This is a genomic window from Bacteroides sp. 4_1_36, from assembly GCF_003466325.1.
Taxonomy (GTDB): domain Bacteria; phylum Bacteroidota; class Bacteroidia; order Bacteroidales; family Bacteroidaceae; genus Bacteroides; species Bacteroides uniformis.
Genome location: NZ_QSOX01000006.1, coordinates 174,770 through 201,052 on the forward strand (window position 1 = coordinate 174,770; position 26,283 = coordinate 201,052).

The following is a 26,283-nucleotide window of genomic DNA, read 5'->3' on the forward strand; positions in this document are numbered from 1 at the left end:
AATCTAACAAGACTAAGAATTATGAAGAAGATAACCATGATAGCCCTTGCTATGTTTACAGCTGTAGGCGCAGGGGCACAGACAATATATGATGCAACGAATATTGCACAGAAGGAATTGAATGGAACCGCCCGTTTTGTCGGAATGGGCGGAGCTATGGGAGCATTGGGTGGTGATATTTCTACCATAGGAACCAATCCTGCCGGTATCGGTATTTATCGTAGCAATGATGCTATGCTTACCTTTGGCTATTCAATGACGGGCACAGAAAGCAATTATGTAGGTAATAAATTTGAAACGAACAAGAACCGCTGGAGTTTTGATAATGCCGGTTTTGTGATAGCTTCGAAGATAGGCAATCATACTCCTTTGCGGTATGTGAATTTTGGTTTTAATTACCACAAATCAAAGTCATTCTATAAGAATATGACGATGCAGGGGGTGATGGGAAGCATAGATAATCAATATGTATCTCAAGTGCGGAGTATGGCGCAGCAGGCTACGGATGCAGCTTATGCGTTCTATCATCGTCCTCAATATGATTACCCGGATCAAGGAGCTTATTTGGACTATGGTCGCAAGGATATTTATCAACATAATTATGCTGGATGGCTGGGGACTATGGGGTATCAAGGTGCACTTGTTCTTGAGGATATAGAAAGTGAGGACTATAATACTTATCTTCCTTATATTCCTTCCGAAGCGGATGCTTATTTCTTGTCGCGTGAGCGTGGCGGTATTGACCAATATGATTTCAATATCTCCTTCAATATAAATGACCGTTTTTACTTTGGTGTTACTCTGGGTGCTTACGATGTGGATTACAACAAATATTCTCTCTATAATGAAATGTATGCCTACAAATGGGAGGGCGACGGGCAGATTTATGAGGAAGGCTACTCTTTGGAGAGCTTTAACCGTATACACGGTTCGGGTTTCGACTTCAAATTCGGTGCCATCTTCCGGCCGATTGAGGATTCTCCGCTTCGTATAGGTTTGGCTGTGCATACTCCTACTTATTACAAACTGACTTATACTACGGGAGCGTTGCTGACTTCGGATTTGTTTTTACCGAATGAGGCTGGGGATGAAACTCTTACTCGTACCACTGTGGATACTTATTCTGCATTAGGCGGTAGAGATATGGACCGTGATTTTAAGCTGCAAACCCCGTGGGTATTTAATGCAAGTTTGGGCTATACAGTCGGTAATAATCTGGCTTTGGGAGCTGAATATGAATATGAGGACTACTCAAGCATGAAGTTCAAATATCCTGAAGGTGACGAGATGGCATGGGAAACGGGTGAGGCTGACCTCTGTATGAAGGGGGTAAGTACGCTTCGTTTAGGAGCAGAATACAAGCCGATACCTGCTTTCTCTCTGCGTGCCGGTTACAATTACAGTACTGCAGCCTATAAAAAGGATGCTATTAAGGCATTGCCTTCCAATTCTATAAATACAGATACGGATTTTGCCAATAGCAAATCGATGAATACTTTCACTTTAGGTATCGGTTATCGCTTTTCTTCGTTTTATGCGGATTTGGCTTATAAATTCGATACTTATAAATCTGATTTCTATCCGTTTTATAATGATATAAACGGCTTGGTAACACCGCCAACAACGGAAGTTACCAACACTCGCAGTAAAGTGCTATTTACATTGGGCATGCGTTTTTAGAAGAACAATTTTCATTGCAGATAACCTTTCATTGTCAATACCTTAGGGTATAAAAGAACTCCCCGGAATGTACAAATACATTTCGGGGAGTCTTGTGTTATAGGGGAGGGATTACAGATACCATGCCACGCCAAATGAATAGGGAGATACTTCCGGTCCCTTGTCTTTCTGGAATAATCCGTATGTGGAGTAGCGCAGGTAAATGCCGATATTACCATAACCGGCTTGTGCCAGCAGGTTTATGCCGACGGGCTGCACATACATACCTTTGCCTACGGTTTTCTTCTTGCCTCCGTTGATGTGTGAGAATGACTTCACGCTGTGACGTATCTCAAATTCGGGACCGGCATTGAAGAACACTTTGTTTCTTCCCACTCTTTGCTGCCATTCCATCAATACGGGTACACGGAAGAAGAAATGGCGCAGACGGCTTTTATTGTAACTGGTGTCTTCGTTGCCTGCGGTGAAGATGCTGGTTCCGTTTTCCTTCAGCAAGGCATAGTTACCGTCGATATTGAAAGAACGGTATCCCCAGCTGACTCCCAGGTTGATTCCCCAATGCGGGTTCTTCTTGAAGTTGTGATATACGGAGAGGATGTTGAAGCCGAATTCCCATGACTTGGATAAGTCGAGTCCCATCTTGTCGCTTGCTCCGAAGGAAAGGAAGTCGTTAGCCAGCCGGCTGTAGCCAATATACAGACCGGAACAGTGCGGTTCGTAAGCATTGTATCTTCTCTTTTTGGGGATGAATGGCAGGGCGTCGAGGAAAGTGCGCTTGTCTGCATCCACTTTCTCGAGATAGACTCCTTCATAAATTTGTACTTCTTTCTTTTCTCCGTCTTCCAACTGCTCTTCGTACACCTTGATGCGCATGTCTCCTTTTCCTTTCCGGATGATGATGGAGTCGCCTTGTGTCTGTACTGTAGCTTTCTGTTCAGGGTCAGTCTGTTGTTGTGCTGCCATGCGGCCGGCCGGCACAGCAAGCAGGCAGGCCAAAATCATAATTCTGGTTTTCATATCGTATATTGTTTTTAGTGTTATTCCGATTTGTAAAGCATATCCATCATTTCCTTTTCACTGAGCAGACCCTCTATGTAAATCAAAGTGCCCATGGAGTCTTTTCCTATCTTGAAAATGATGTAGCGGTTCAGCTTCTTTCCATTGCGTTCCACCTCTTTCAGTTGGTAATAAGCGCTGCGCAGCACACCGCTTTCCATTACCTCCTGCGCCTTCTTTGCGTTATCTTGCTTGTCGTGTACAATGGCCTGCTGAATTTCCCGGCGATAGGGGGATACATTCTTGAACACAAGGCTCTTGTAGGTAGTCATGCGGTAAGATTTCAGGATACTGCCGTTCAGTTCTACCCTGGTCACGTCCTTTTGCTCGCCATACTTGCTGAATAGGTCGGCTATTTGCAGTCTCTCTTGTGCATGTACAAAGGCTGGCAGGCAAATCAGCAGGGAAAAGAGGCACAGACTACGTATGCAAATCAGTATAGATGTTTTCATAACCTTGTTATATTAGTGTTGAAACAGTAAGTTGCTTAAATCTTCATCCGTGAAGCTGGCGTTCTGCAGGGCTTCTAGTGCTTTGGCTTCCACCAGTTTCTCGTCTGTATACCGCTGGCCGTCGATGACGACATAATTTTCGGGAACACCGGAAAGCGGAAATATAATCTTAGCTACCCCGAGAAGCAGGAGCAATCCGGCGGCAATGCCGCTGACAGCATAGAATGTGCGATAGAGACGGAAAGGCTTCCGCTGTGCGGGTACTTCCTTTGCCGATTCTGTTGTTACGGATTTTTCCTCTGTCGGTTCTGCCATTGAAGTTGCTTCCCGGTTCAGATAAGCGAATAGGGGGCGGTACGTTTGCAGGTGCTCCGGCACTTCCTCTTCGGTAAAGAAACGGCGCAGTTCACGCTCTTCTTCGCAGGAAGTTTCCCCTTCGAAATATTTATCCAGCAGTTCATCTATCTTCATGGCTCATTTCTCCTTTCTTTTCTTTCTTGTATGGTTCGCAGGTAAACGTCTCTCACTTTCTTCCGGGCTCTTGACAGATTGCTGCGGATGGCTTCCGGTCCGCATCCCGTGATTTCGGCGATTTCGTCCGTTTCGTATCCTTCGATGTCCTTCATCCGCATGATGGTGCGTTGAAGATTGGGCAGCGAGTCGATGATTTCGTGCATCAGGTGGATTTCATCTTTGATTTCCAACAGCCGTTCCGGTGTTCCGGTGGGGGATGCCGCCTGCACAATGTCGAGAGATAAGGTGTCGTTGCGTTTGCAGCGCCACATATCTATACAGATGTTGTGCGTCAACGTCATGGCAAATGCTTCGATGCTCCGGTATTGCTCCAGTTCAAGCCTTTTGTTCCATAGCTTGAGCAGTACCTCCTGGACAGCATCTTCTGCATCCTCCGGTTCGTCGGTTAACTTCCGTGCATAGCTCATGAGCTTGGCACGGAGGGGAAGAACGGTTATTTTGAATTCTTTGAGTTCCATTTACACAGATAAGACGAATGGGAATTACAAACGTGACATTGAAAAGTGAAAAAAGTTGGAATAAAAAAAGGGACTTACTAAAATTAGCAGTCCCTTTTCATCACATTACTATAAAAGTATCGGATTATTTCTTGAAATAGCGGTTGTACAGACCTTCGAAACCTTTACCGTGACGGGCTTCGTCCTTAGCCATTTCGTGAACGGTATCATGGATAGCGTCGAGGTTCAAAGCCTTAGCGCGAGTGGCGATACGCTTCTTGTCTTCGCAAGCACCAGATTCAGCGTTCATTCTCTTTTCGAGGTTAGTCTTGGTGTCCCATACGCAGTCACCCAGCAATTCAGCGAATTTAGCAGCGTGTTCTGCTTCTTCCCATGCGTAGCGCTTGAAAGCGTCAGCAACTTCGGGATAACCTTCGCGGTCAGCCTGGCGGCTCATTGCCAAGTACATACCAACTTCTGTACATTCGCCCATGAAGTGGTTGTTCAGGTCTTTAATCATTTCGTCGTCGCAACCTTTGGCTACGCCGATTACGTGTTCGTCGGCAAATACCAGCGGGCCGTCAGCTGTTGCTTCTTCAACTTCTACGAACTTGCTTGCGGGAGCTTTACACAATGGGCACTTTTCGGGAGCTGCATCTCCTTCGTATACGTAACCGCATACAGTACATCTAAATTTTTTCATTTTCTCTCAGATTTTAATTAGTTGAATTAGTTATTCTTTGTTGTTCTTAAACGTTCTTCTTCTATGCAATGTTTACAGATTCCTTTATAATAGTAGTGGATTTCCTGCACATCGTGCCCGTCCATATCCATGTCGACCACCTTCTTGACGTTGTTATTGCACATCAAGTCATAAATCTTTCCGCAACGCTTGCACAAGAAATGGCCGTGCGGGCTGGTATCGGCATCATAACATGTGTTACGCTCGTCGATAGTCAGGGTTTGTGCGGCACCTTGCTCGCTCAGCAACTTCAGGGTATTGTATACCGTTGTCTTGGACAGTGTCGGTATGGAGGGAGACAGTGCCGTATAGATTTCATCCACCGTGGGATGCGTACGATGCTCTATCAAGTAATTCATGATGGCTATGCGCTGTACTGAAGGCTTGATATTATGATTCTGCAATCGTTTTAATACATCCATATAATCTAAAGTTTCAAACTTGTAATTATTACATTTTTAATTCACTTGCAAAGATAGGAAGTTCCTATAATTCTCCAAAAGATTTTTGGAAAATTTTTAGTTGCGGTCATTAAATTAGTCAGTTTCTCGTGCCGATATAGAGAAAACGTTTTTCTCTTATCTCTCTTAATCAGAATTTTGCCGTATCTTTGCACCGAATAAATAATATAGCATCCTTATGAATTACGGATATGTAAAAGTAGCGGCGGCTGTGCCCCGTGTCAAGGTGGCTGACTGTAAGTTCAATGCCTCAGAGATTGAAAAAGAGATTATTATAGCCGACGGGAAAGGTGTGCAAATCATTGCTTTCCCCGAGTTGTGCATTACCGGATATACCTGTGGCGACCTCTTTGCCCAACAACTTCTGCTCGAAGAGGCAGAAATGGGATTGATACAGATTCTGAACAATACGCGCCAGATGGATATTATCTCGATATTGGGCATGCCCGTCGCACTGAACGGCGTGTTGCTGAATGCGGCGGTTGTCATTCAGAAGGGGAGAGTGCTGGGCGTTGTCCCGAAGACTTATCTTCCCAATTATAAGGAGTTTTATGAGAAGCGCTGGTTTACTTCCGCATGTGATGTGGCAGAAAACAGTGTGCGCCTTTGCGGGCAGATTATTCCGATGGGGAGAGACCTGCTGTTCGAAACGGCGGATACCACTTTCGGAGTGGAGATATGCGAGGACTTGTGGGCACCCATACCGCCCAGCTCCACGCTGGCGCTGCAAGGTGCGGAAATCTTGTTCAATCTTTCGGCCGACAATGAAGGTATCGGCAAGCACAATTATCTGCGCTCGCTCATCAGCCAGCAGTCGGCACGATGCATTGCCGGTTATGTATTCAGCTCATGCGGTTTCGGAGAATCCACTACGGATGTGGTGTTTGCCGGCAACGGACTGATTTATGAGAACGGGACTCTGCTGGCGGCAAACGAACGCTTCTCTTTCGAAGGGCAGGTGGTCATCAGTGAAATTGATGTGGAACACTTGCGTACGGAGCGCCGGGTGAATACGACCTTCGCGGCTTGCCATGCAAATTGTGTTTCGGCCCTTCCGGTACGAATCTCTACGGAGTATGTCAACAGCAGGGATTTGAACCTAACACGTACTTTTGAACCGCATCCATTTGTTCCGCAGGGGATAGCGTTGGACGAACGCTGTGAGGAGGTATTCTCCATCCAGGTGTCCGGACTGGCGCAACGTCTGGTGCATACTAAAGCGAAGAGTGCCGTTATCGGCATTTCGGGTGGACTGGATTCTACGCTGGCGCTGCTGGTTTGCGTAAAGACTTTCGATAAGTTGGGATGGTCCCGCCAGGGTATTGTCGGTGTCACCATGCCGGGATTCGGAACGACCGACCGTACTTACACGAATGCCATCGACCTGATGAACTCCCTCGGTGTGACTGTCCGCGAAGTCAGTATCAAGGAGGCCTGCATACAGCATTTCAAGGACATAGACCATGATGTCCATGTGCACGACGTGGTTTACGAGAATGCGCAGGCACGGGAGCGTACCCAAATCTTGATGGATATTGCCAACCAGACCTGGGGAATGGTTATCGGTACGGGCGACCTTTCGGAACTTGCTTTAGGATGGGCCACTTACAACGGCGATCACATGTCGATGTACGGTGTGAATGCCAGCGTCCCCAAGACTCTGGTGAAGCACTTGGTGAAATGGGTGGCAGAGCATGATATGGACGATGCTTCACGTGCTACCTTGCTCGATATTGTGGATACTCCCATCAGCCCGGAACTGATTCCGGCAGATGAGAACGGTAATATCCAGCAGATTACCGAGGATTTGGTGGGGCCGTATGAGCTTCACGACTTCTTCCTTTATTACTTCCTGCGCTGCGGTTTCCGTCCTTCCAAGATATTTTTCCTGGCAGCACGCACATTCAAGGGGATGTATGATGAAGAAACCATCAAAAAATGGTTGCAGACTTTCTGCCGTCGTTTCTTCAACCAGCAGTTCAAGCGTTCCTGTTTGCCGGATGGTCCGAAGGTGGGCAGTATCTCTCTGAGTCCGCGCGGTGATTGGAGAATGCCGAGCGATGCTTCGTCGGAGATGTGGCTAAGGGAGGTGGAAGGACTCTAATTCTTTACTTCGGGTATGCCGTAATATCGATATGGGTATTTGATGACTGCATCTTGTTTGCATTCTTGCTGCATGTATTTTGCAGTGCGACTGCAAACGTGTTGCAGTATCACTGCAAAATGTATGCAGGATTTTGCAGTAATAAGCTGTTGATTGATAACTAGTTGTAAAAGTAGGGATATGCTGCGTGTATGGAAAAGTGCAGCTTAGTTTCGTTTCCCGTAGTATCGTTTGTAGATTTTCTTGTATTCTTTTCCCTTTTTGAAACTATCCAGCCATGTGTTGAGGCTGTCCAGCAGGATAGGGGACTGTTTGCTTACCCCCCAGGAATAGAATTGCGTGAAGCTGATGGCGGTATTGATGTCTATTTGAGGAATGCTGTCGGCTGCGGTACGGGCAATGCTTTCGTCGCATACGGCATAGTCGATGTCTCCATGGGCTACCAAGGCAATCAGTTGTTCGGAACCGTACTTCTCTATTTCCTCAACGTAGATGGTGTCGCCTATCTCATTTCCCAGGTTGCGGATGCGTAGTATGGAAGGGGAGCCTTTCACTACGTGCAGTGTCTTTCCAGCCAGGTCCAGTTGGCTTTTGATGAATAATGACGAGTCGGAAATATTCTCAAGCTTGCGTTGCACCAGCACTTGCTTGTTCAGCACAATAGGGGTGGTAAGCAGCAAGGAGTCTTTCAGCTCACTGGTGGCGAGGATGCCGTAGGCAATCACGTCATATTGCCCGTCGGCCAGGCCTTCCAGCCGCTTGTTGAAGCTCATTTCCGGTGATATGGCCGCTTGCAGCCCGTGGTCGCGTGCAAAAGCTTCTATCAGCTCGTAGTGGAAACCGGACAAGGTGTCATCATCCACATAGAAACTGATGGAGTTGTATTCCGTCGAAGCATGTATGATGCCTTCGGCAGCTATCTCGGCATAATCGCGCGGATGACCTTTCGGTTTCTCTTCTTTCTTGATGAGATAGTGGGCAATGAGAGCCGCTGCAATTCCCAGAAGTGCGTATTTGAGCAGTCTGCTTTTCGTCATACAGTCATCTGTTAGTCATAGAAATTCCATGAGACGCCAATTTTGAACAAGCGCGGATTGATGGGGTAGTGCGGCACCAGGAAGGAATTGGCGCTTCCCATACCCGCGTTGACGTGATACATCATGGCAAAGATACGCGTCCGCTTCAAGTGCAGGTTGGCATATACGTTTACGATGGGGTAACCGCCTATTTCCACCAAATCGTCCGTAGGTTGCAGATGGAACTGCTGGACGCCGGGTGCATAGGCAGGTGCGTTGTACTTGGTGAAGTAACGGACATCGGCACCCAACTGAACGGTCAGCACCTTCTTGGCGAGTTTAGCCAGTATGTAGAAGTTATGGTAGAGCGAGAGTTGGGGCAATGGAAGTACTGTTTCATTGCTCGTCTTCTGCCAGGTCACCTCATTGTCCAGGTGGAAGACACCGAGGCGGAAGTCTTGTTTCAGTGTGGCGGACAGCACTTGTATGTTGCCTCCGTTCTGTTCGGGCAGGGCGCTTTGGTTGAAGTAGGTGTAGTTCTTGATATTCTCTACGCCGGCACGGAGATTGGTTCCCCAACGGGAAATGTTCAGCTCGCCTTCCACACGCGTACGGAATTCCTTGTCCATGTTGTCGTTGTCCCAGTTGTAGTGGTTGGAGTGGTAATGGCGCATGTAGAAGGAAGGAAGCGTGTTGCTCACATAACCGCGGGCGTAGAAGTTCACCGTATCTTTCCATAGACGGAAGTTCAGGTCCAGATTGGCGTTGACGCGGAACTGCCCGATGGCTTTGTCTACCAACCCCACTTCACCGTTTACGTTGTAGTGCAGCAGTTTGCCTTCGCGCTTGGCGAGTTCGCCACCCAGGAAGATTTCCTGCTCGGTGTAGCGGATGCGGCGCATGTCGGTAAGTGTGTCCGTATTCATCAGGTCGTACCGGCTGAACTTGTGGGAGATATAAGCCGTAAGTCCGGCTTTGGCGTATTTGTTGAAACCTTCCAGCAAGGCTATTCCGAACACGTTCTTTACACTGAATGCCGTGGTGGAGTCGTTGCTGTAATTCTTGTAAAGCTTGTAGTCTTCCGGGAAGAATCCTTCGGGCTCGCTTCCCGAACGGAATTGGTGCCGCGACCGCTCTACTTTCAAAGTATGGATAAAGCTGGTGACGGGGACGAACTCTTCTTCGAAAAGTGAGTCGTTGTCTGCGGTAGAAACAGACGGCAGGCTGTCATTGGCAGCTGCAAGTGTGCTGACCGATTTTGATGCTATGCTGTCGTTTGGCAATGCTATGTCGTTGTTCGAAGCGGATATTTCGGATTCAGAGGACGGGGAGGATGAGGCTTTGGGTGCGGATACCGTCGGTTTGCCTTCTTGTGTGTTCCGTACTCTCCGCGTAAAACCAAGACGATAACGCTGTGTCAGATAGATATAAAAATCCTTGTTACGGTTGGAACTCTGTTCCAATTTGACCGGAATAGTGGTGGACTCGTACTCTTTCTTTCCTCCGGACATGTTTTCGGGACGGGTGATGTATTGGTCGTCTGCAATACCGCCGTTCTCGTTCATCTTCAGGAAAAAGTTGTTGTAGACTGCTTGTACCTGGTATTTCTCGCCGATATAGCTACCGAACAGACCTGCATTGAAGTGCGAGGTGGACTGGTTCTGGTAATAACCGCGTCCGTACAGATAGTCGATGTTAAAGCCAAATGCCAACTGCTTGTTGACGTTGACGGAGAAGTAGGACTTGAAGCGTTCTTCACCGTTCACTTTGCTGCCGGCTTTGTAGTAGGTAAGATTGGTGTAAGGCACGTTGCTGTTGGTGAAAAGCACCTGGTCGGGACGTGTGAAAAAACTGGAGAAGGGAGCCATGAAGATGGTAGGTTCGCTTTCCTCCCGTTCGAAGAACAGACGTGAGAGGCGTGGAGAACCTAAATTTCCCAAGTAGTTGTAATGGCCGAACATTCCTTCCACCAGATTGGTGCTCTGGAAGTTGAGGCTGGCTGTGTCGGCAGGTATGATGGTACGGTTGCCCAGTGTCTCACTTAGTTTCCACATGTAAAGCTTGGGTGGAAGACTTTGAATCTCAGTATTGGTACTGTCTTCCAGATTGTCCGGCTGGGTATTTGGGTCAATCTGGTTACCGAACCGGTCGCGATTGTTCATCGGGTTTAAGGTGTTTTGCGCCATAGCCCCCCATATCCCTATAACGGACAGAAATATATATGTCAGTACAATTCGTCTCATAATTAGGCGCAAAGATACAATAAAAAATTATTTGCTTACTGAATTCAGCCTTTTTTGCTTCTTTTAAACTGTCTTGTTTTCTGTTTTGTTCTATACTGCTTCCGGTTCTCTGCCCTTGAATCCATACTTTTTCCGGCTTGAAATGAAATAAGCCCTTGCAATAAATCAATATCACAAGGGCTTATCCGTTTTCCTTTATCTCTTATTCTGGCGTAAAGTTCCTCCTCTTATGGGGAGTGGCTTTACATAGCCTTTCATTTCATTTCCTGAATAAGTTCCATTCCTTTCTTGATAGCTTCTTCGTTCATCGGTATCAAGTGGTGGTGGCGTTCGGGCAGTGTCTTCTTCAATCCTCTGAGTACACTGTCCAGTGTAACCATCGGCTTGATTTTCAATAATCCACCCAATACAATCATGTTGAATGCCTTGGCGTTGTTCATTTCATTGGCGGCATCCATGGCGTTGATGCGGTAAACGTGGATGTCCTTACGCGTCGGCGGGTTGATGATGCCGTAACCGTCGTAGATAAGTACGCCTCCGGGTTTTACCTTGCTTTCGAATTTCTCCAATGACGGCTGGTTCAGGATGATGGCGGCATCGTACTTGCTTAAGATGGGTGAGGATATTTTCTCGTCACTTACGATGACTGTTACGTTGGCTGTACCACCACGTTGTTCCGGTCCGTAAGCCGGCATCCAAGTCACCTCTTTGCCTTCCATCAATCCGGAATATGCCAAAATCTTTCCCATGGACAATACACCTTGTCCACCGAAGCCTGCTATAATGATTTCTTCTTTCATTGTTCTTCTGTCTTTAGCATGATTATTTATCTTTCAGGTCGCCCAGCGGATAGAAGGGGAACATGTTCTCTACCATCCATTCATTGGATTTCGCAGGAGACATCTTCCAGCCGGAGTTACAGGTGGAAACGATTTCCACAAGGTTGGAACCTTTGCCTGCCATAGAGTTCTCGAATGCTTTGCGGATAGCCTTTTTCGCTTTGCGGATGGCGGGAACGGACTGTACGCTTTGGCGTGTCACGTAAGCGGTTCCTTCCAATTGTGCAGCAATATCGGCCATCTTCAGCGGATAGCCGTGCAGATGCACGTCACGTCCGTAAGGGCTGGTCGATGTCTTCATGCCTACAAGGGTAGTGGGAGCCATTTGTCCCCCGGTCATACCATAGATGGCATTGTTGATGAAGATGATGGTGATGTTTTCGCCGCGGTTCAAGGCGTGGATGGTTTCGGCAGTACCGATACAAGCCAGGTCGCCGTCTCCTTGGTAAGTGAACACCAGGCGGTCTGGCCAAAGGCGCTTGATGGCAGTGGCAAGTGCGGGCGCACGTCCATGGGCGGCTTCCTGCCAGTCGATGTCTATATAATTATAGATGAACACGGCACATCCCACGGGGGAGATGCCTATTGCTTTGTCTTCCAGTCCCATTTCTTCGATAACTTCGGCTACGAGTTTATGAACTACGCCGTGACTGCATCCCGGGCAGTAGTGCATGGGATTGTCGTTCATCAGAGTCGGTTTCTTGGCAACCAGATTCTCGGGCTTTATAATATCTTCTTTTGTCATAATCACTTCTCCTATCTGTTGGTGAACCGTATGAAAAACTCCATCAACTTGACGAATATCGCCGCGCCGCAGACGTAGATGAACAGCTTGAAGTCATCTTTTGCAGCAAAATATATAATGATAGCTGCCAAGGCAAGTACCATGAAGAGAATGTTCAGTACGTTTCTTATTTTATCAGGATTCATTTCTTAATCAGTTTTTCTTTCAATGCATCTACTATCTCATCCGGATCGGGAACAATGCCGCCGAGGCGTCCGAAATGTTCCACTTTCACTTTACCGTTCACGGCAAGGCGGACATCTTCCACCATCTGTCCGGCATTCAATTCTGTAACGAGCATACCTTTCACCTTGTCGGCATACGCGGCAATGGCTTTGGTCGGGAACGGCCACAACGTGATGGGGCGGAGCATACCTACCTTGATTCCTTCTTCGCGTGCCAGCTCCATTGCTTTCTGTCCGATGCGTGCCATAGAGCCGAAGGCTACAATCAGGTAGTCGGCATCATCGCAATGAATTTCCTCGAAGCGAACCTCATTCTCTTCTATCTGCTTGTATTTGGCCTGGAAACGGATGTTGTTCTTTTCCATTTCTTCCGGTTTCAGTTCCAATGAGGTGATGACGTTGGGTTTGCGGCCATTGGTTCTGCCGGTAGTGGCCCATGGGCATTGTTCGATGACTTCCGCATCGGTGCGGCGTGGCTTTTGTACCGGGAGCACCACTTTTTCCATCATCTGGCCGATGACACCGTCGGCAAGGATAATTGCCGGATTACGGTATTTGAAGGCAAGTTCGAATGCCAGTCCTACGAAATCTGCCATTTCTTGTACGGAAGCCGGAGCAAGGGCAATCAGACGATAGTCACCGTGGCCGCCTCCTTTTACTGTCTGGAAATAGTCGGCCTGGCTCGGTTGGATGGTTCCCAGACCGGGACCGCCGCGCATAACGTTTACAATCAAGCAAGGCAGCTCGGCACCTGCCAGATAAGAGATACCTTCCTGCTTTAGGCTGACACCGGGGCTGGAGGAGGAGGTCATGACCATTTTACCACTTCCGGCACCGCCGTACACCATATTGATAGCTGCCACTTCACTTTCTGCCTGAAGAACCACCATGCCGGTCGTCTCCCAGGGTTTCAGTTCGGCAAGAGTTTCCAATACCTCCGATTGCGGAGTAATGGGATATCCGAAGTAACCGTCTGCACCGCAACGGATGGCTGCGTGGGCGATGGCTTCGTTTCCTTTCATTAATACAACTTCTTCTGCCATATTCTACTGATTTACAGATTTATTCTACTTTTATTTTATATACTGAGATACATCCGTCCGGACATACTGTGGCGCACGAGGCGCAGCCGTTACAAGTATCTTCCAATATTTGGTGGGCATAGTTATACCCTTTCACATTCACCTCCTTGGTGAGGGCTATTACGTTGAGCGGACACGCTACCACACACAAGTTGCAGCCTTTGCAACGTTCGGTGTCTACTACGATTGCTCCTTTGATTTTTGCCATAATTTACGTTCTTTATTTATTGATTGTACATATCCTTGTTGTAGAAGTTCAGGATGTCCATAGCCATTTGATAGGCATGTTGTGCCGGGCTTTCGGGGTTCAGGTCGATGGCATACTGATAGTTGTTCAGTGCTTGTTGCCAGTTGCCTTGTTTCCGATAGGCATTTCCCCGCAGGTAGTAAGCTTCGTCTTTGCCGGGAAAGTCTGTTTGCAGTATTTCGTCAAGCTGCTGGATGGCTTGCTCTACATTTCCCTGGTTGATAAGCTCTTTTATGGTATTCAGTCGTTCCATATCTAAAAAATATCCGGGTTATCGAACCACAAAGATAGTTTTTATTTGAAGACAATGAGCATCTTCACTGTGAAAAATAAGAAAAAGGGGCAAATAAAAAGCCCGAAGTTTCTCACGATTCTATCAGAATGTCAGAGCTTCGGGCGGATATCATAAAGAAGGTGATTCTATTGCTTTACAAGTGTACCGGTATCTTGTCCACTCTTCGTTGGTGGCGTCCGCCTTCGAATGGTGTACTGAAGAATTCCCTCATAATCATGTCGGCTTCTTCGGTACTGATGAATCGCCCTGGCATGACAAGCACATTGGCATCATTGTGCTGGCGTGCCAAATGGGCTATTTCTGCCGTCCAGCAGAGGGCTGCGCGGATACCCTGATGCTTGTTCAGCGTTATGCTGATACCTTCACCGCTTCCGCAGATGGCAATTCCCGGATAGCACTCTCCGGCTTCAACGGCCAGTGCCAAAGGATGTGCAAAGTCGGGATAGTCGCAACTCTCGGTTGAGTAGGTCCCGAAGTCCTTGTAAGCCCAGCCTTTGGCTTCCAACCAGCCGCGAACATATTCCTTCAATTCGAAGCCTGCATGGTCGGAACAGATTCCTATTGTTTTCATGATGGTCAGTTAATATACCAATGTGCCAATGTGCTGATGCCTGCAGCTTGTAGGGCGCGGGCAATCAGCACATCAGCACATTGGATAATGATTATAACATTGCTTTTACTTGTTTGTAAACGTTCTCTGCGGTGAAACCGAGCTTTTCGTCCAGCACTTTATAAGGTGCCGAGAATCCGAATGATTCCAATCCCCATACTTTACCGCGGGGACCTACCAGCCCTTGCAGTGTGACGGGCAGACCGGCTGTCAGGCCGAATACCTTGGCACCACACGGGATAATGCCTTCTTGATATCCCGGAGCTTGGCTACGGAACAGACCTTCGGAAGGAACGGACACGATACGCACCTTGATGCCATCCTTGCGCAGCAATTCAGTACCGGCTACCAATGTGGCAACTTCCGAGCCTGAAGCAACGAGGATTATATTTGGATTTTCATCGGAGCCGGCTACAATATAAGCGCCTTTGGCAGCTTGTTCGTAATCGTTGCCTTCGGGCAGGTTGGCGATGTTCTGGCGGGAGAAAATCAAACCGGTTGGGGTTGTGGTATTTTCCATTGCCAGTTTCCATGCCACAGTTGTTTCTTCTGCATCTGCCGGGCGGAGTACCAACATGGAATTATGTCCCTTGTGGTTTTTCAGTTTTTCCATCAGGCGGATTTGGGCTTCCTGCTCTACCGGTTCATGGGTAGGACCGTCTTCACCTACACGGAAGGCATCGTGTGTCCAGATGAACTTCACGGGAACTTCCATCAGGGCTGCCATACGTACGGCAGGTTTCATGTAGTCGGAGAATACGAAGAAAGTTCCGCAAGCGGGGATTACACCGCCATGCAGTGCCATACCGATACAGCAACATGCCATAGTCAGCTCGGCAACACCGGCCTGGAAGAATGCACCGCTGAAGTCACCTTTCTTGAAGGCATGTGTTTTCTTGAGGAATCCGTCTGTCTTGTCGGAATTGGAAAGGTCGGCAGAAGCAACAATCATATTTTCTACTTGAGTGGCGAGAGCACTGAGCACAGTGGCAGATGCTGCGCGGGTGGCAACGCCTGCTTTCTGTTCGATGGCGGCCCAATTCACTTCGGGAGCCTTGCCGGAGAAAAACATTTCCAGTTTGGCAGCCTTTTCCGGATTGGCTTTTGCCCATGCGGCTTTGGCTGCATACTTTTCAGCCATGATTTTCTTCAGCTCAGTTGCACGCTTGGCATATAGTTCGGCCACTTCGGGGAAGATGACAAACGGATTTGTCGGGTCACCACCCAAATTCTTGATAGTGTTTATATAAGCGTCGCCGCCCAGAGGAGCACCGTGCGTGGCACAATCAGCCTCGTAGCTGCTGCCGTCTGCCTTGCGGGCACCTTTACCCATTACGGTATGGCCGATAATCAGCGTCGGACACTCTTTCTCAGCTTTGGCTTCGTTCAGTGCACCGCGGATGGCATCGGGATCGTTACCATTGATTTTAATGACTTTCCAGCCCCAAGCTTCGTATTTCTTGCCGGTATCTTCGATGGTCACATCCTTTGTCTCGGTAGAAAGCTGAATGTCGTTGGCATCATAGAACATGATGAGATTATCCAACCCTAATGCTCCGGCGATACGGCCTGAGCCTTGGGAGATTTCTTCCTGGATGCCACCGTCAGAAATATAAGCGTAGATGGTCTGTGGCATTACTTCTTCGAAACGTGCCTTCATGAACTTGGCTGCGATGGCTGCACCGACTGCAAATGTGTGTCCCTGGCCGAGCGGTCCGGAAGTGTTTTCGATGCCGCGCATGATGTCACGTTCGGGATGTCCCGGAGTAGGGCTTCCCCATTGGCGGAACTCTTTCAGTTCGTCCAGCGTGAACTTGCCGGTCAGGGCCAATGTAGAGTAAAGCATCGGTGACATGTGTCCCGGGTCGAGGAAGAAACGGTCACGACCTTCCCAAGCCGGATTTTCAGGGTCATATACCAGGAACTCTGAGAAGAGTACATTTACAAAGTCAGCACCACCCATGGCACCGCCCGGATGCCCGGAGTTGGCTTTCTCAACCATGGATGCAGCAAGGATACGGATATTGTCCGCCGCACGGTTCATAAGTTTGTTGTCGTTCATATTGAATCTAATTAATTTTGAATATTATCAATAGGTTATTTGGTCCTTGTAGGTTTTCCAAGGGCAAAGATAACTCTTTATGCGTAATTCACAACACTCGAAGAGTGTCTTTTTTATCAGTATTACTGCCTTTTTGCTGCTAAAATGATACTAAACGTATTTAGCTGATTTTGTGCGGTGCACGGTAGTTTTACTGTAACTCAATAGTAACGATTGATTTGGCCGGAAGTTTAATCTTGAGAATATCTTTATTGATTTTTACCTCTTTGAACGGAACGGGTTTCACATTGTCGGGATTTTCAAATGAATTGTAGTCCGTCAGATTGGTGGAAGTCAATATTTCACCAACTGCTTTCTTGGCTTTCGTTCCAGACAGATTGATGGTCACTTCCTGTGCATTGTCTGCATCTACGTTGGACATGGAAATGTGTATCTTGCCGTTTGGGTCTTTGGAGGCGGTAGCGCTGACCATTGGTATTCTGCGGTTGTCGCGTACATCCATCATGTCGCAGTTCAGCTCAAGAGGAATGTAGGTGGCATCCTGGTGTACATTGTACATTTTGAATACATAATAAGTGGGGGTGAGTACCATGTTTTTTCCGCTGGTCAGAATCATGGATTGCAATACATTGACGATTTGGGCAATGTTTGCCATTTTCAGACGGTCGGTATATTTATGGAAGATGTCGAAGCTGAGGGAAGCGACAAAAGCATCACGCAATGTATTCTGTTGGTACAGATGTCCGGGATTGGTACCCGGTTCAGTGTCCCACCAGGTTCCCCATTCGTCAAGCATAAGAGCCACGTTCTTTTGAGGGTCGTATTCATCCATAATGGTGCAATGCTTCTTGATGACATCTTCTATTTCGCGGCATTTGCCCAGTGTCCAGTAATAGTCGTCTTTACTGAATTGGGTGGCGGAGCCTTTACTGCCGTTCCATCCGCTGACGGTATAGTAGTGCAAGGAAAGACCGTGCATACGGCCGCCTACGCGGTCCATCAGCACTTTGGTCCAGTTATAGTCGTAGTCGCTGGCACCGCTGGCTATCTTGAAAAGACTATTGCCGTCATAGTTGCGGCAGTAGGTGGAATAGCGGCGGTAGAGGTCGGCATAATATTCGGGACGCATGCTTCCACCGCAACCCCAGCTTTCGTTACCCACGCCGAGGTATTTTACTTTCCAGGCTTTGTCGCGACCGTTCTGGCGGCGCAGGCGTGCCATGGGGGAGTCTCCTTCGGAGGTCATGTATTCCACCCATTTGGCAAGTTCTTCTACGGTACCACTGCCTACGTTTCCACTGATATAGGGTTCACATCCCAGCATTTCGCAGAGATTGAGGAACTCATGGGTTCCGAAACTGTTGTCTTCGATAGTGCCTCCCCAGTTGTTGTTCACCATTTTGGGGCGGTTTTCTTTAGGGCCGATACCGTCCATCCAGTGGTATTCATCGGCAAAGCAGCCTCCCGGCCAACGAAGGACGGGTACACGGAGCTCCTTCAGTGCATTGAATACGTCGGTGCGATAACCGTTGATGTTGGGAATATCGGAGTTCTCACCTACCCAAAGTCCGCCATAGATACAAGTTCCCAAATGCTCTGCAAATTGGCCGTAGATTTCTTTGGGAATGATTTGCTCGCTCTGGTCTGTGTGTAAAGTGATAGTGGCACTTTTCTGTGCGAAGAGTGACAACGAGGTGGAGAGAAATATGCTACTGATAAATAACTTTGTGTTCATAGTTTTTTAGTGTTATTAAATACTTAGTTCTTGAATCTTACTGCTGCTTCTTCGATGGGCAAACCAGCTTTATAGCTTTCGATGTAGGTGTTGAATCCGCTTACATCTTCGGCTGTCGGTGAGATTTCAATACCGGCATTTCCGGTGAATACATGCTTGTCCAGGAAGTCGGCAAGGGATTGGCCGTTTCCGTTGTTTGCAAGGTAGGAAGCGAGGAGGGCAATACCCCAGGCACCACCTTCGCCGGCTGTTTCCATAACGGAAATGGGTGAATTGATGGCAGCTGCCAGTATTCTCTGGCCTACTCCTTTGGTTTTGAAGAGTCCTCCGTGACCGGTGATTCTGTCTACTCTGATTTTCTCTTCATTGAAAAGGATGTCGTTGCCGATTTTGAGAACTCCCACTGAAGCATACAGATGGGTGCGCATGAAGTTGGCAAGGTTGAACTTGTCGTTTGCCGAACGTACAAACAGTGGACGTCCGTCTGCCAGTCCCGTTATAGGTTCGCCTGATATGTAGTTGTATGAGATGAGGCCTCCGCAGTCTGCATTGCCTGTCAGGGCGTGGTTATAGAGCTTTCCGTAGATTTCGTCCATATCTACGGGGATACCCATCAGTTCCTGGTATTCTTTGAAAATATTGATCCAGGCATTGAGGTCGGAAGTGCAGTTGTTGCAATGCACCATAGCTACGAGGCTTCCGTCGGGGGTGGTTACCATGTCAATCATTTCGTAGGGCTTGGACAATTCTTTCTCCAATACAATCATTGAGAAAGAGGAGGTGCCTGCCGATACGTTTCCAGTGCGCTGCTTTACGGCGTTGGTGGCAACCATGCCGGTTCCAGCGTCACCTTCGGGCGGACAGACGGGAATTCCTGCTTTCAGATGTCCCGATACGTCGAGGCGACTGGCTCCTTCGGGAGTAAGGAAGCCTGCGTTTTCACCGGCCGACAATACCTTCGGCAGAATATCTCGAAGCTTCCAGTCGTATCCTTTCGGAGCAATAAGTTTGTCGAACTTATCCACCATTTCAGAAGAATAGTTTTTGGTGATGGGATCGATAGGGAGCATGCCGGAGGCATCTCCTATGCCCAGTACCTTTTGACCGGTTATTTGCCAGTGGACAAAACCTGCAAGGGTGGTCAGGTAATTGATGGATGGAACGTGTTCTTCATTATCCAGGATGGCTTGGTAGAGGTGGGAGATGCTCCAACGCAGAGGGATGTTGTAGACAAATAGTTCGGATAGGGCTGCGGCAGCCTGGCCGGTATTAGTATTTCTCCAGGTACGGAAGGGTACAAGGATTTCTTCTTTTTCATTGAATGCCATATAGCCGTGCATCATGGCACTGACACCGATAGCTGCCAAGGTCTCTATCTCTGTATCGTAGAGGCTCTTTACATTGGTACGAAGGTCTGCGTAGCAATCCTGCAACCCATACCAGACAGCCTCGACGCTATATGTCCACAGTCCGTCGACTAACTGATTCTCCCAAGTATGGCTTCCCTGGGCGATGGGTTTGTTTTCCTGGTCAATCAAAACCGCCTTGATTCGTGTGGAACCGAGTTCTATACCAAGGATGGCCTTACCTGCCTCAATGGTTGATTTTGCATCTAATTTCATGGTATTAATGATAATTTACGGATTTATAGTACGATTATAAACAACGGATTACTAATTGCAAACTACTAGTTACGTTTGTGGTACGTGTAATTAGTAGTCCGCAATCGGTAATCCGTAATGATTATCAGCAAAGTGCCTTGTTCAGCATATAGTAGACTTCATTCATGCGCAGTTCTTTTTTGAACTCGCTGATGGTGGTATTTTCATCGATGACTACCATTTCGATGCCGGCCATTTCGGCAAAGTCTTCCCAATATTCCACCGTCAGGTCGTAGGAGAAGCTGGTATGATGTGTACCTCCGGCCAGAATCCAGGCTGCAGCGCCCACCTCGAGGTTGGGCATTGGAATCCACAGTGCGCTGGCAACGGGCAACTTGGGCAGAGGCTTGCTCTTGATGCATTCTACTTTGTTCACAATGAGGCGGAAGCGATTGCCCAGGTCTACGATGGTAGCGGCTACACCTTCACCTTGCTTGCTGGTAAATACCAGGCGGGCTGTTTCGCTGTCGATACCGATGCTCAGACGGTGCACTTCCAGTTTCGGCTTCTGTTCGGCAATCAGTGGACAGACTTCCAACATGTGTGCCTGCAGGATGGCGCTCTTTTCTCCGTCGAAGTTCAGCGTATAGTCTTCGAGGAAGGAGCACCCCTTCGGCATGCCTTGACTCATCACCCAAGTGGTACGGTATAGTGCCGCAGTTTTCCAGTCGCCTTCGGCACCGAAGCCGTAACCTTCCGCCATCAGTCGCTGTGAGGCCAGTCCGGGGATTTGGTCAAAGTCGCCCAAATCGTTGAAGTTGGTGGTGAAGCCTTTGGCACCCGTGTCTTTCAGCACGCGGCGAATGGTGATTTCGGCCTTGGCGGAGTTCCATACTTTGGTGTAGGCTTCCGTACGTGCGTCTTCCAGTTCGGGAGCGTGGTCGTAGAGCTTGAAGTATTCTGCTACGAGTGCCTTCACGTCCTCGTCGCTGACAGCATTGTAGTGTGTCATCACATCATTGATGGGATAGTAGTCCACATGATAGCCCAATACTTGTTCGGCACTGACCTTGTCACCGTCTGTCACAGCCACGTTGTTCATCTGGTCGCCGAAGCGGATGATGAGCATATCCTGCGCATCAGCCCATGCGGCAGCTACGCGCATCCATGCGGCAATCTGGTTTTGGGCTTTTTCGTCCTGCCAGTGGCCTACTACCACTTTGCGGTTCTTTCGCATACGTGTCACGATGTGTCCAAATTCGCGGTCGCCGTGAGCCGATTGGTTTAGGTTCATAAAATCCATGTCCATCGTCTCCCAGGGAATTTCCTTGTTGAACTGTGTATGGAAGTGTAGTAATGGCTTCTTCAGTTCCTGCAAACCGTGAATCCACATTTTGGCAGGAGAGAAGGTGTGCATCCAGGTGATGACTCCGATACACTTATCGTCGTTGTTGGCGGCTTTGAAGGTAGCGGTTACTTCTTTGGATGAATTGACCGTACCTTTATATACTACCTTTACGGGCAGTTTCCCGGAATCATTCAGACCTTTCACCATTTCATTACTATGTGCGTCTACTGCGATAACTGCGTCACCTCCGTACAAGAGCTGTGCTCCGGTTACGAACCATACTTCATATTGTTCAAATGTGTTCATACAATTTATTTTTATAGTTTATATTTAAAGAATGATAGTTATTTCTGTCCATAATAAGCGTTAGGACCGTGCTTGCGGCTGAAATGTTTTTCTATCAGCAGCGGATTCATGGTCAGATTGGGGTTCACGGCATAGGCTATACTTGCCATTTTTGCCACCTGCTCCATCACTACGGCATTATGTACCGCTTCGTGTGCGTCTTTTCCCCACGAGAAAGGACCGTGGTTCTTTACCAATACTCCGGGAGTATGTACCGGGTTCAGCCCCTCAAAGCGTTTTACGATGACATTTCCCGTTTCCAGTTCATACGCTCCTTCCACTTCCTCCTTCGTCATGTCTGCTGTGCAGGGTATGGCGTCGTGGAAGTAATCGGCATGTGTTGTCCCGATATTCGGTATGTCACATCCGGCTTGTGCCCAGGCTGTGGCGTAAGTAGAGTGCGTGTGCACCACACCGCCGATTTCGGGGAATGCTTTATAGAGAACCAGGTGGGTCGGTGTGTCTGAAGAGGGCTTTAACCGTCCTTCCACGACCTTGCCGTCAAGATTCACTACCACCATATCCTCTGCTTTCATTTCATCGTAACTCACCCCACTGGGCTTGATGACTACCAGACCAGATTCGCGGTCAATGCCCGATACATTGCCCCATGTGAAGATAACCAATCCGTGCTTCACCAGTTCAAGGTTAGCATGGAATACTTTGTCTTTCAGTGCTTCCAGCATATTATTTAAATTACTAATTACAAGTTGTTGAATATTAGGTTCTCAGAGCTTAAATTTCGGAGCTTTGCGGTATGCCTTCTCATTAAACTGATATAAAGCAGCTCCACGTTTGGACCCCGTTTTGTCTATTTTGTCAGTTTTTTCTATATAGTCCATTTCTGCTATGCGTTTTCGGAAGTTCCGTTTGTCAATGCTCTCGCCGTATATAGCTTCGTATAAGCTTTGCAGTTGTGACAGCGTGAACAGTTTAGGTAGTAGATTAAAGCCGATTGGTTCGGTGGACGCTTTTTGTTGCATCAACTTCCGAGCTTTCTCCACCATTTGCGGATGATCAAAGATTAGCGCTGGCAGTTCATTGATATTTACCCAGAAAGCATTGTGTTGCTGTACGGATTCTTTGTCGTATTCGTTGATGTTGATGAGCGCATAGTAAACAATGGAGACTACGCGTTCTCCTGGGTCACGATCTATGGCTCCGAAAGCTTGGACTTGTTCCATATATACATCTTCCAGTCCGGTTAGTTCATTCAGGACTCGTTTGGCTGCATCATCCACGCTTTCGTCTTCCTGCACGAATCCACCCATCAGCGACCATTCGCCCATTGCCGGTTCGAAGTTACGCTTCAGCAACAGCAGGTTCAATTCTCCTTCATTGAAACCGAAAATAATGCAGTCGATACCTACATAAAGTTTCGGATTTGAACTATAGTAATTACTCATATCTTAATTTTTGTTTAAGGGGTATGCTGCATGGATATATATCATAGCAACATACCGATTTACCAGAAATACCAATAAAAAGCAGCAGTAATACCCAGGATGATAAGGGTATGAATGATATCCCATTTATTCCAACTCGCACGTGTAGCTGCTTTTTGTTCAGGAGTTGAAGTTCCGAATACCAGCCCTTGAATCTTTTCAGCGCTTGGGGCAGCTGTAAACATGCTGACTGCGATAACCACTACGATGCAGAACAAGAACATCCATCCGCAGAAAAACAGCCAGTTCATATCATAGAACAGATACTTGAAGGTACTGCTTGACACATCTCCTACATTGCTGTAATATACTTTTGCCCCCAGACGGGTTAAACCGATAATCATTCCGGCAATCAGTCCCCACATACCGCCTTGTGCAGAGGTGCGTTTCCAGCAGATCCCCAAGAGGAAGGCTGCGGCAATGCCTGGTGCTAATACAGATTGTACATCTTGTAAGTAGGTGTAAAGTACATCGCCTACACTGCGCATAATGGGAATCCAGAGTATACCCAATATCACAATCGCAACAGTTGCCATCTGTCCAATTCCTACCAACTTTTTCTCAGAAGTGTTCGGCTTGAAACGTTTGTAGAAGTCAATGGTGAAAAGCATAGCAGATGAGTTGAACAAAGATGCGAGAGAACTCATCAATGCTGCAAGAATACCGCAAACAACCAAACCTTTGACTCCTGCAGGAAGCAATTTTGCTACTAGAGTTGGGAAAGCAGCATCTGCATTGGCATTTCCGTTTGCCAGCATAGGTAGAAAACCTTCTCCCCCGGTTCCGAGATATTTTTGGTGTAATGCGAAAGCAATCATGCCTGGGATAAGGAATAAGAATACGGGCAATAATTTCAGGTAAGCTCCGAAGATGGTACCGCGCCGTGCTTCCTTTTCATTCTTTCCGGAAAGTACGCGTTGCACGATGAACTGGTCTGTACACCAATACCAGAATCCGATAATGGCTGAACCAATCAGTGCACCCAACCAAGGGAAGTTAGGGTCGTTATTACTGCGTATAAGTTCTGTCATTGTGTTGCCATAATCGTTCACTGTGACTGCACCGCAGATTCTCATCATCTCATCCCAGCCTCCCAATTCTTTGAAGCCGAGTACAAGGATTATCAGTGAACCTAACAGCAAGATGGGGGTCTGCAGGATGGAGGTATAAAGTACCGACTTCATTCCTCCGAAGATTGTGTAGAGCGCAGTCAGTATAACCAGACCGATGGCGGCAATCCAAAAGAAGTCGATTCCCCAAAGTTCTTTTATACCGAATACTTGTTGGAATACCAATCCTCCTGCATAAACCGTCACGGCAACTTTTGTCAGTACATAGCTGATTAAAGATATTACAGACAATATTGTACGTGATTGTGGATTATAGCGGCGTTCTAGGAATTCAGGCATTGTGAATACCATACTTCGCGAATAGAACGGTACGAATACCCAACCTAAGATAAGGATCATCCAGCCTTGTATTTCCCAATGTGCCATCGCCATACCGCTGGAAGCACCGGCACCGGCTAATCCGATTAAGTGTTCCGAACCGATGTTGGATGCAAAGATAGATGCACCGATAGCGAGCCATGTGGCATCACGACCACCTAAAAAATAGTCTGCTGAGTCATTCTGTTTCTGTTTGACAACCCAGACAATAATTCCAATTAAAGCCAGGAAAAAGATTCCAATGACTAACCAATCTAATGTTTCCACGATAATAAATGATTTATAAGGTTATTGTTATTTTTCTACGGAAAATTTGAAAACACATTCACTGTTGTAAATTTGTCCGGGTTCCAGTACGACAGAAGGCCATTGGGCTTTGTTGGGGCTATCCGGATAATGTTGTGTCTCGAGGCATACGGAAGCGCGCTGGTTGTAAGTAATGCCTTTTTTACCTTTTACGGTGCCGTCCAGGAAATTCCCGGTATATACTTGTATGCCTGGCTCATTGGTATAAACTTCCAGGGTGATGCCGCTTATAGGCGATGTCAGTTTGGCTGCCACTTGGGATAGGTCACCTTTAGTATTCAGTACCCAATTGTGGTCATATCCGTTTCCGTTCTTTATTTGTTCAAAGTCCGTCCGGTTGATGTCTTGTGCCACACTCTTGGGAGTGGTAAAGTCCATTGGTGTTTCTTTGACGGAGATGATGTCACCCGTTGTCATGAAAGTACTGTCTACCGGAGTATAGTTGTCTGCATTGATGTATAAGATGTGGTCTGTTGCTGCCTTTGAAGGGTCACCTGATAAATTGAAATAAGAATGGTTAGTCATATTGATAACCGTCTTTTGGTCTGTTGTTGCACTGTATTTTATATCAATGGCATTGTCATCCGTTAACTTGAAAAGTACTTTTGCCGTAACATTACCTGGGAAATTCTCGTCTCCATCCGGTGAAATGCGGGTGAGCTCCAGAGTTGTGCTGTCAATGGGATTGGCACTGTATACTTGGTATTGCCATCCTTTGGGGCCACCGTGCAGGCAATGTCCGAAATTGTTCTGTGGTAACTGTATAGTATCTCCGTCAAGAACGATTTTCCCTTGGTTAATCCGGTTGGCGTAGCGTCCGATAGAAGCACCAAAGTCACTTGGAATGTTGATGTAATCGGCAATGCTGTCAAAGCCCAATACTACATCCTGCATAACTCCATTTTTGTCGGGTACCATAATGGATACAATACGTCCTCCAAAGTTTGTGATGCATACTTCCATGCCCGCTTTATTCTTCAGCGTATAAAGCTGTGTCTGGGCGTCATTGACTGTTGTTTGGAATTTTACTGGATCAAGACCGGACAGCGTAAGCGTTGTTTCTGTCTTTTGATTGCACGCAGTTAGCATCATTGCGGCAATTCCTGCAAGTAGAACATGTCTTTTCATGGTTTTGTATTTAATGTAAATGAGATGATTATCTTTCTTTGGGTGTAAAAGTAACACTTTTCTTTAGTGTAGGCTGTACACTTTTATATGTTATGCAA

The 26,283-nt window shown here is 47.4% G+C and carries 25 protein-coding genes; 2 read left to right on the top strand and 23 right to left on the bottom strand.

What is annotated here, in order from left to right:
• Positions 1–21 precede the first annotated feature (21 nt).
• A complete protein-coding gene (locus tag DXD65_RS08490) occupies positions 22–1,680 on the top strand; it encodes an OmpP1/FadL family transporter (RefSeq protein ID WP_009036820.1) in 1,659 nt (552 codons plus the stop codon).
• 111 nt (positions 1,681–1,791) lie between these two features.
• On the opposite strand, the gene DXD65_RS08495 is transcribed toward DXD65_RS08490, so the two are convergent.
• From DXD65_RS08495 to DXD65_RS08520, 6 genes are all read right to left on the bottom strand, one after another.
• Complete coding sequence (locus DXD65_RS08495; RefSeq protein WP_005826629.1) at positions 1,792–2,697, bottom strand: outer membrane beta-barrel protein; 906 nt, start codon at positions 2,695–2,697, stop codon at positions 1,792–1,794.
• Positions 2,698–2,717: 20 nt separating this feature from the next.
• Entirely contained in the window at positions 2,718–3,188 is a 471-nt protein-coding gene (locus DXD65_RS08500) for a DUF4252 domain-containing protein (RefSeq protein WP_005826627.1), read from the bottom strand.
• 12 nt (positions 3,189–3,200) lie between these two features.
• Positions 3,201–3,659: a hypothetical protein gene (locus DXD65_RS08505; protein ID WP_005826626.1), complete on the bottom strand. Its 459-nt coding sequence runs from the start codon at positions 3,657–3,659 to the stop codon at positions 3,201–3,203.
• Entirely contained in the window at positions 3,656–4,180 is a 525-nt protein-coding gene (locus DXD65_RS08510; protein WP_117887550.1) for an RNA polymerase sigma factor, read from the bottom strand. The genes DXD65_RS08505 and DXD65_RS08510 overlap by 4 nt, the downstream gene beginning before the upstream one ends.
• Before the next feature lie 124 nt (positions 4,181–4,304).
• Positions 4,305–4,862 (bottom strand): NADH peroxidase, encoded by a 558-nt coding sequence (locus DXD65_RS08515; RefSeq protein ID WP_117887551.1) that lies wholly within the window; start codon positions 4,860–4,862, stop codon positions 4,305–4,307.
• A 26-nt stretch (positions 4,863–4,888) separates the two neighbouring features.
• The gene (locus tag DXD65_RS08520) at positions 4,889–5,323 is read right to left on the bottom strand and encodes a Fur family transcriptional regulator (RefSeq protein ID WP_117887552.1); all 435 of its coding nucleotides are present in this window, start codon (positions 5,321–5,323) and stop codon (positions 4,889–4,891) included.
• Between the two features lie 217 nt (positions 5,324–5,540).
• Between DXD65_RS08520 and DXD65_RS08525 the strand changes: the two genes are divergently transcribed.
• On the top strand, positions 5,541–7,466 hold the full coding sequence (locus DXD65_RS08525; RefSeq protein ID WP_005826617.1) for an NAD(+) synthase: 1,926 nt from the start codon (positions 5,541–5,543) through the stop codon (positions 7,464–7,466).
• Between the two features lie 206 nt (positions 7,467–7,672).
• Here DXD65_RS08525 and DXD65_RS08530 read toward each other — a convergent pair whose 3' ends face one another.
• The 17 genes from DXD65_RS08530 to DXD65_RS08610 all read right to left on the bottom strand — a co-directional run bounded on the left by DXD65_RS08530 (position 7,673) and on the right by DXD65_RS08610 (position 26,185).
• A complete protein-coding gene (locus tag DXD65_RS08530) occupies positions 7,673–8,503 on the bottom strand; it encodes a transporter substrate-binding domain-containing protein (RefSeq protein WP_044467289.1) in 831 nt (276 codons plus the stop codon).
• An 11-nt stretch (positions 8,504–8,514) separates the two neighbouring features.
• Positions 8,515–10,725, bottom strand: a complete 2,211-nt coding sequence (locus tag DXD65_RS08535; RefSeq protein WP_117588884.1) for a putative porin — start codon at positions 10,723–10,725, stop codon at positions 8,515–8,517.
• Positions 10,726–10,979: 254 nt separating this feature from the next.
• The gene (locus tag DXD65_RS08540; protein WP_005826606.1) at positions 10,980–11,525 is read right to left on the bottom strand and encodes a 2-oxoacid:acceptor oxidoreductase family protein; all 546 of its coding nucleotides are present in this window, start codon (positions 11,523–11,525) and stop codon (positions 10,980–10,982) included.
• A 22-nt stretch (positions 11,526–11,547) separates the two neighbouring features.
• Positions 11,548–12,309, bottom strand: a complete 762-nt coding sequence (locus tag DXD65_RS08545; protein ID WP_005826605.1) for a thiamine pyrophosphate-dependent enzyme — start codon at positions 12,307–12,309, stop codon at positions 11,548–11,550.
• Between the two features lie 11 nt (positions 12,310–12,320).
• Positions 12,321–12,494: a hypothetical protein gene (locus DXD65_RS08550; protein WP_005826603.1), complete on the bottom strand. Its 174-nt coding sequence runs from the start codon at positions 12,492–12,494 to the stop codon at positions 12,321–12,323.
• Positions 12,491–13,576, bottom strand: coding sequence for a 3-methyl-2-oxobutanoate dehydrogenase subunit VorB (locus tag DXD65_RS08555; RefSeq protein ID WP_016273409.1), 1,086 nt, complete (start codon positions 13,574–13,576; stop codon positions 12,491–12,493). The genes DXD65_RS08550 and DXD65_RS08555 overlap by 4 nt, the downstream gene beginning before the upstream one ends.
• A 19-nt stretch (positions 13,577–13,595) precedes the next feature.
• The gene (locus tag DXD65_RS08560; protein WP_005826600.1) at positions 13,596–13,823 is read right to left on the bottom strand and encodes a ferredoxin family protein; all 228 of its coding nucleotides are present in this window, start codon (positions 13,821–13,823) and stop codon (positions 13,596–13,598) included.
• 16 nt (positions 13,824–13,839) lie between these two features.
• Entirely contained in the window at positions 13,840–14,115 is a 276-nt protein-coding gene (locus DXD65_RS08565; protein WP_005826598.1) for a tetratricopeptide repeat protein, read from the bottom strand.
• A gap of 175 nt (positions 14,116–14,290) precedes the next feature.
• Positions 14,291–14,728 (bottom strand): ribose 5-phosphate isomerase B, encoded by a 438-nt coding sequence (gene rpiB / locus DXD65_RS08570; protein WP_005826596.1) that lies wholly within the window; start codon positions 14,726–14,728, stop codon positions 14,291–14,293.
• 91 nt (positions 14,729–14,819) lie between these two features.
• Positions 14,820–16,829 (bottom strand): transketolase family protein, encoded by a 2,010-nt coding sequence (locus DXD65_RS08575; protein ID WP_009036826.1) that lies wholly within the window; start codon positions 16,827–16,829, stop codon positions 14,820–14,822.
• A 190-nt stretch (positions 16,830–17,019) separates the two neighbouring features.
• Positions 17,020–18,564 carry an alpha-N-arabinofuranosidase gene (locus tag DXD65_RS08580; RefSeq protein WP_057097702.1) on the bottom strand — a complete coding sequence of 515 codons (1,545 nt, stop codon included), beginning with the start codon at positions 18,562–18,564 and terminating at the stop codon, positions 17,020–17,022.
• A 23-nt stretch (positions 18,565–18,587) separates the two neighbouring features.
• On the bottom strand, positions 18,588–20,186 hold the full coding sequence (locus tag DXD65_RS08585; RefSeq protein ID WP_022402102.1) for a xylulokinase: 1,599 nt from the start codon (positions 20,184–20,186) through the stop codon (positions 18,588–18,590).
• A gap of 124 nt (positions 20,187–20,310) precedes the next feature.
• Positions 20,311–21,819 carry an L-arabinose isomerase gene (gene araA, locus DXD65_RS08590; protein WP_022402103.1) on the bottom strand — a complete coding sequence of 503 codons (1,509 nt, stop codon included), beginning with the start codon at positions 21,817–21,819 and terminating at the stop codon, positions 20,311–20,313.
• A 38-nt stretch (positions 21,820–21,857) separates the two neighbouring features.
• On the bottom strand, positions 21,858–22,544 hold the full coding sequence (locus DXD65_RS08595) for an L-ribulose-5-phosphate 4-epimerase (protein WP_005826585.1): 687 nt from the start codon (positions 22,542–22,544) through the stop codon (positions 21,858–21,860).
• Between the two features lie 42 nt (positions 22,545–22,586).
• Positions 22,587–23,264, bottom strand: coding sequence for an NUDIX hydrolase (locus DXD65_RS08600; RefSeq protein WP_005826583.1), 678 nt, complete (start codon positions 23,262–23,264; stop codon positions 22,587–22,589).
• A gap of 59 nt (positions 23,265–23,323) precedes the next feature.
• The gene (locus tag DXD65_RS08605) at positions 23,324–25,018 is read right to left on the bottom strand and encodes a sodium:solute symporter (protein WP_005826581.1); all 1,695 of its coding nucleotides are present in this window, start codon (positions 25,016–25,018) and stop codon (positions 23,324–23,326) included.
• A gap of 27 nt (positions 25,019–25,045) precedes the next feature.
• A complete protein-coding gene (locus DXD65_RS08610; protein ID WP_009036829.1) occupies positions 25,046–26,185 on the bottom strand; it encodes an aldose epimerase family protein in 1,140 nt (379 codons plus the stop codon).
• Between the last annotated feature and the right edge of the window lie 98 nt (positions 26,186–26,283).

Excerpts from the sequence above, each read along its gene's own strand:
- DXD65_RS08490 (WP_009036820.1), top strand. The coding sequence starts at position 22 with ATGAAGAAGATAACCATGATAGCCCTTGCTATGTTTACAGCTGTAGGC.
- DXD65_RS08495 (WP_005826629.1), bottom strand. The coding sequence starts at position 2,697 with ATGAAAACCAGAATTATGATTTTGGCCTGCCTGCTTGCTGTGCCGGCC.
- DXD65_RS08500 (WP_005826627.1), bottom strand. The coding sequence starts at position 3,188 with ATGAAAACATCTATACTGATTTGCATACGTAGTCTGTGCCTCTTTTCC.
- DXD65_RS08505 (WP_005826626.1), bottom strand. The coding sequence starts at position 3,659 with ATGAAGATAGATGAACTGCTGGATAAATATTTCGAAGGGGAAACTTCC.
- DXD65_RS08510 (WP_117887550.1), bottom strand. The coding sequence starts at position 4,180 with ATGGAACTCAAAGAATTCAAAATAACCGTTCTTCCCCTCCGTGCCAAG.
- DXD65_RS08515 (WP_117887551.1), bottom strand. The coding sequence starts at position 4,862 with ATGAAAAAATTTAGATGTACTGTATGCGGTTACGTATACGAAGGAGAT.
- DXD65_RS08520 (WP_117887552.1), bottom strand. The coding sequence starts at position 5,323 with ATGGATGTATTAAAACGATTGCAGAATCATAATATCAAGCCTTCAGTA.
- DXD65_RS08525 (WP_005826617.1), top strand. The coding sequence starts at position 5,541 with ATGAATTACGGATATGTAAAAGTAGCGGCGGCTGTGCCCCGTGTCAAG.
- DXD65_RS08530 (WP_044467289.1), bottom strand. The coding sequence starts at position 8,503 with ATGACGAAAAGCAGACTGCTCAAATACGCACTTCTGGGAATTGCAGCG.
- DXD65_RS08535 (WP_117588884.1), bottom strand. The coding sequence starts at position 10,725 with ATGAGACGAATTGTACTGACATATATATTTCTGTCCGTTATAGGGATA.
- DXD65_RS08540 (WP_005826606.1), bottom strand. The coding sequence starts at position 11,525 with ATGAAAGAAGAAATCATTATAGCAGGCTTCGGTGGACAAGGTGTATTG.
- DXD65_RS08545 (WP_005826605.1), bottom strand. The coding sequence starts at position 12,309 with ATGACAAAAGAAGATATTATAAAGCCCGAGAATCTGGTTGCCAAGAAA.
- DXD65_RS08550 (WP_005826603.1), bottom strand. The coding sequence starts at position 12,494 with ATGAATCCTGATAAAATAAGAAACGTACTGAACATTCTCTTCATGGTA.
- DXD65_RS08555 (WP_016273409.1), bottom strand. The coding sequence starts at position 13,576 with ATGGCAGAAGAAGTTGTATTAATGAAAGGAAACGAAGCCATCGCCCAC.
- DXD65_RS08560 (WP_005826600.1), bottom strand. The coding sequence starts at position 13,823 with ATGGCAAAAATCAAAGGAGCAATCGTAGTAGACACCGAACGTTGCAAA.
- DXD65_RS08565 (WP_005826598.1), bottom strand. The coding sequence starts at position 14,115 with ATGGAACGACTGAATACCATAAAAGAGCTTATCAACCAGGGAAATGTA.
- rpiB (WP_005826596.1), bottom strand. The coding sequence starts at position 14,728 with ATGAAAACAATAGGAATCTGTTCCGACCATGCAGGCTTCGAATTGAAG.
- DXD65_RS08575 (WP_009036826.1), bottom strand. The coding sequence starts at position 16,829 with ATGAACGACAACAAACTTATGAACCGTGCGGCGGACAATATCCGTATC.
- DXD65_RS08580 (WP_057097702.1), bottom strand. The coding sequence starts at position 18,564 with ATGAACACAAAGTTATTTATCAGTAGCATATTTCTCTCCACCTCGTTG.
- DXD65_RS08585 (WP_022402102.1), bottom strand. The coding sequence starts at position 20,186 with ATGAAATTAGATGCAAAATCAACCATTGAGGCAGGTAAGGCCATCCTT.
- araA (WP_022402103.1), bottom strand. The coding sequence starts at position 21,819 with ATGAACACATTTGAACAATATGAAGTATGGTTCGTAACCGGAGCACAG.
- DXD65_RS08595 (WP_005826585.1), bottom strand. The coding sequence starts at position 22,544 with ATGCTGGAAGCACTGAAAGACAAAGTATTCCATGCTAACCTTGAACTG.
- DXD65_RS08600 (WP_005826583.1), bottom strand. The coding sequence starts at position 23,264 with ATGAGTAATTACTATAGTTCAAATCCGAAACTTTATGTAGGTATCGAC.
- DXD65_RS08610 (WP_009036829.1), bottom strand. The coding sequence starts at position 26,185 with ATGAAAAGACATGTTCTACTTGCAGGAATTGCCGCAATGATGCTAACT.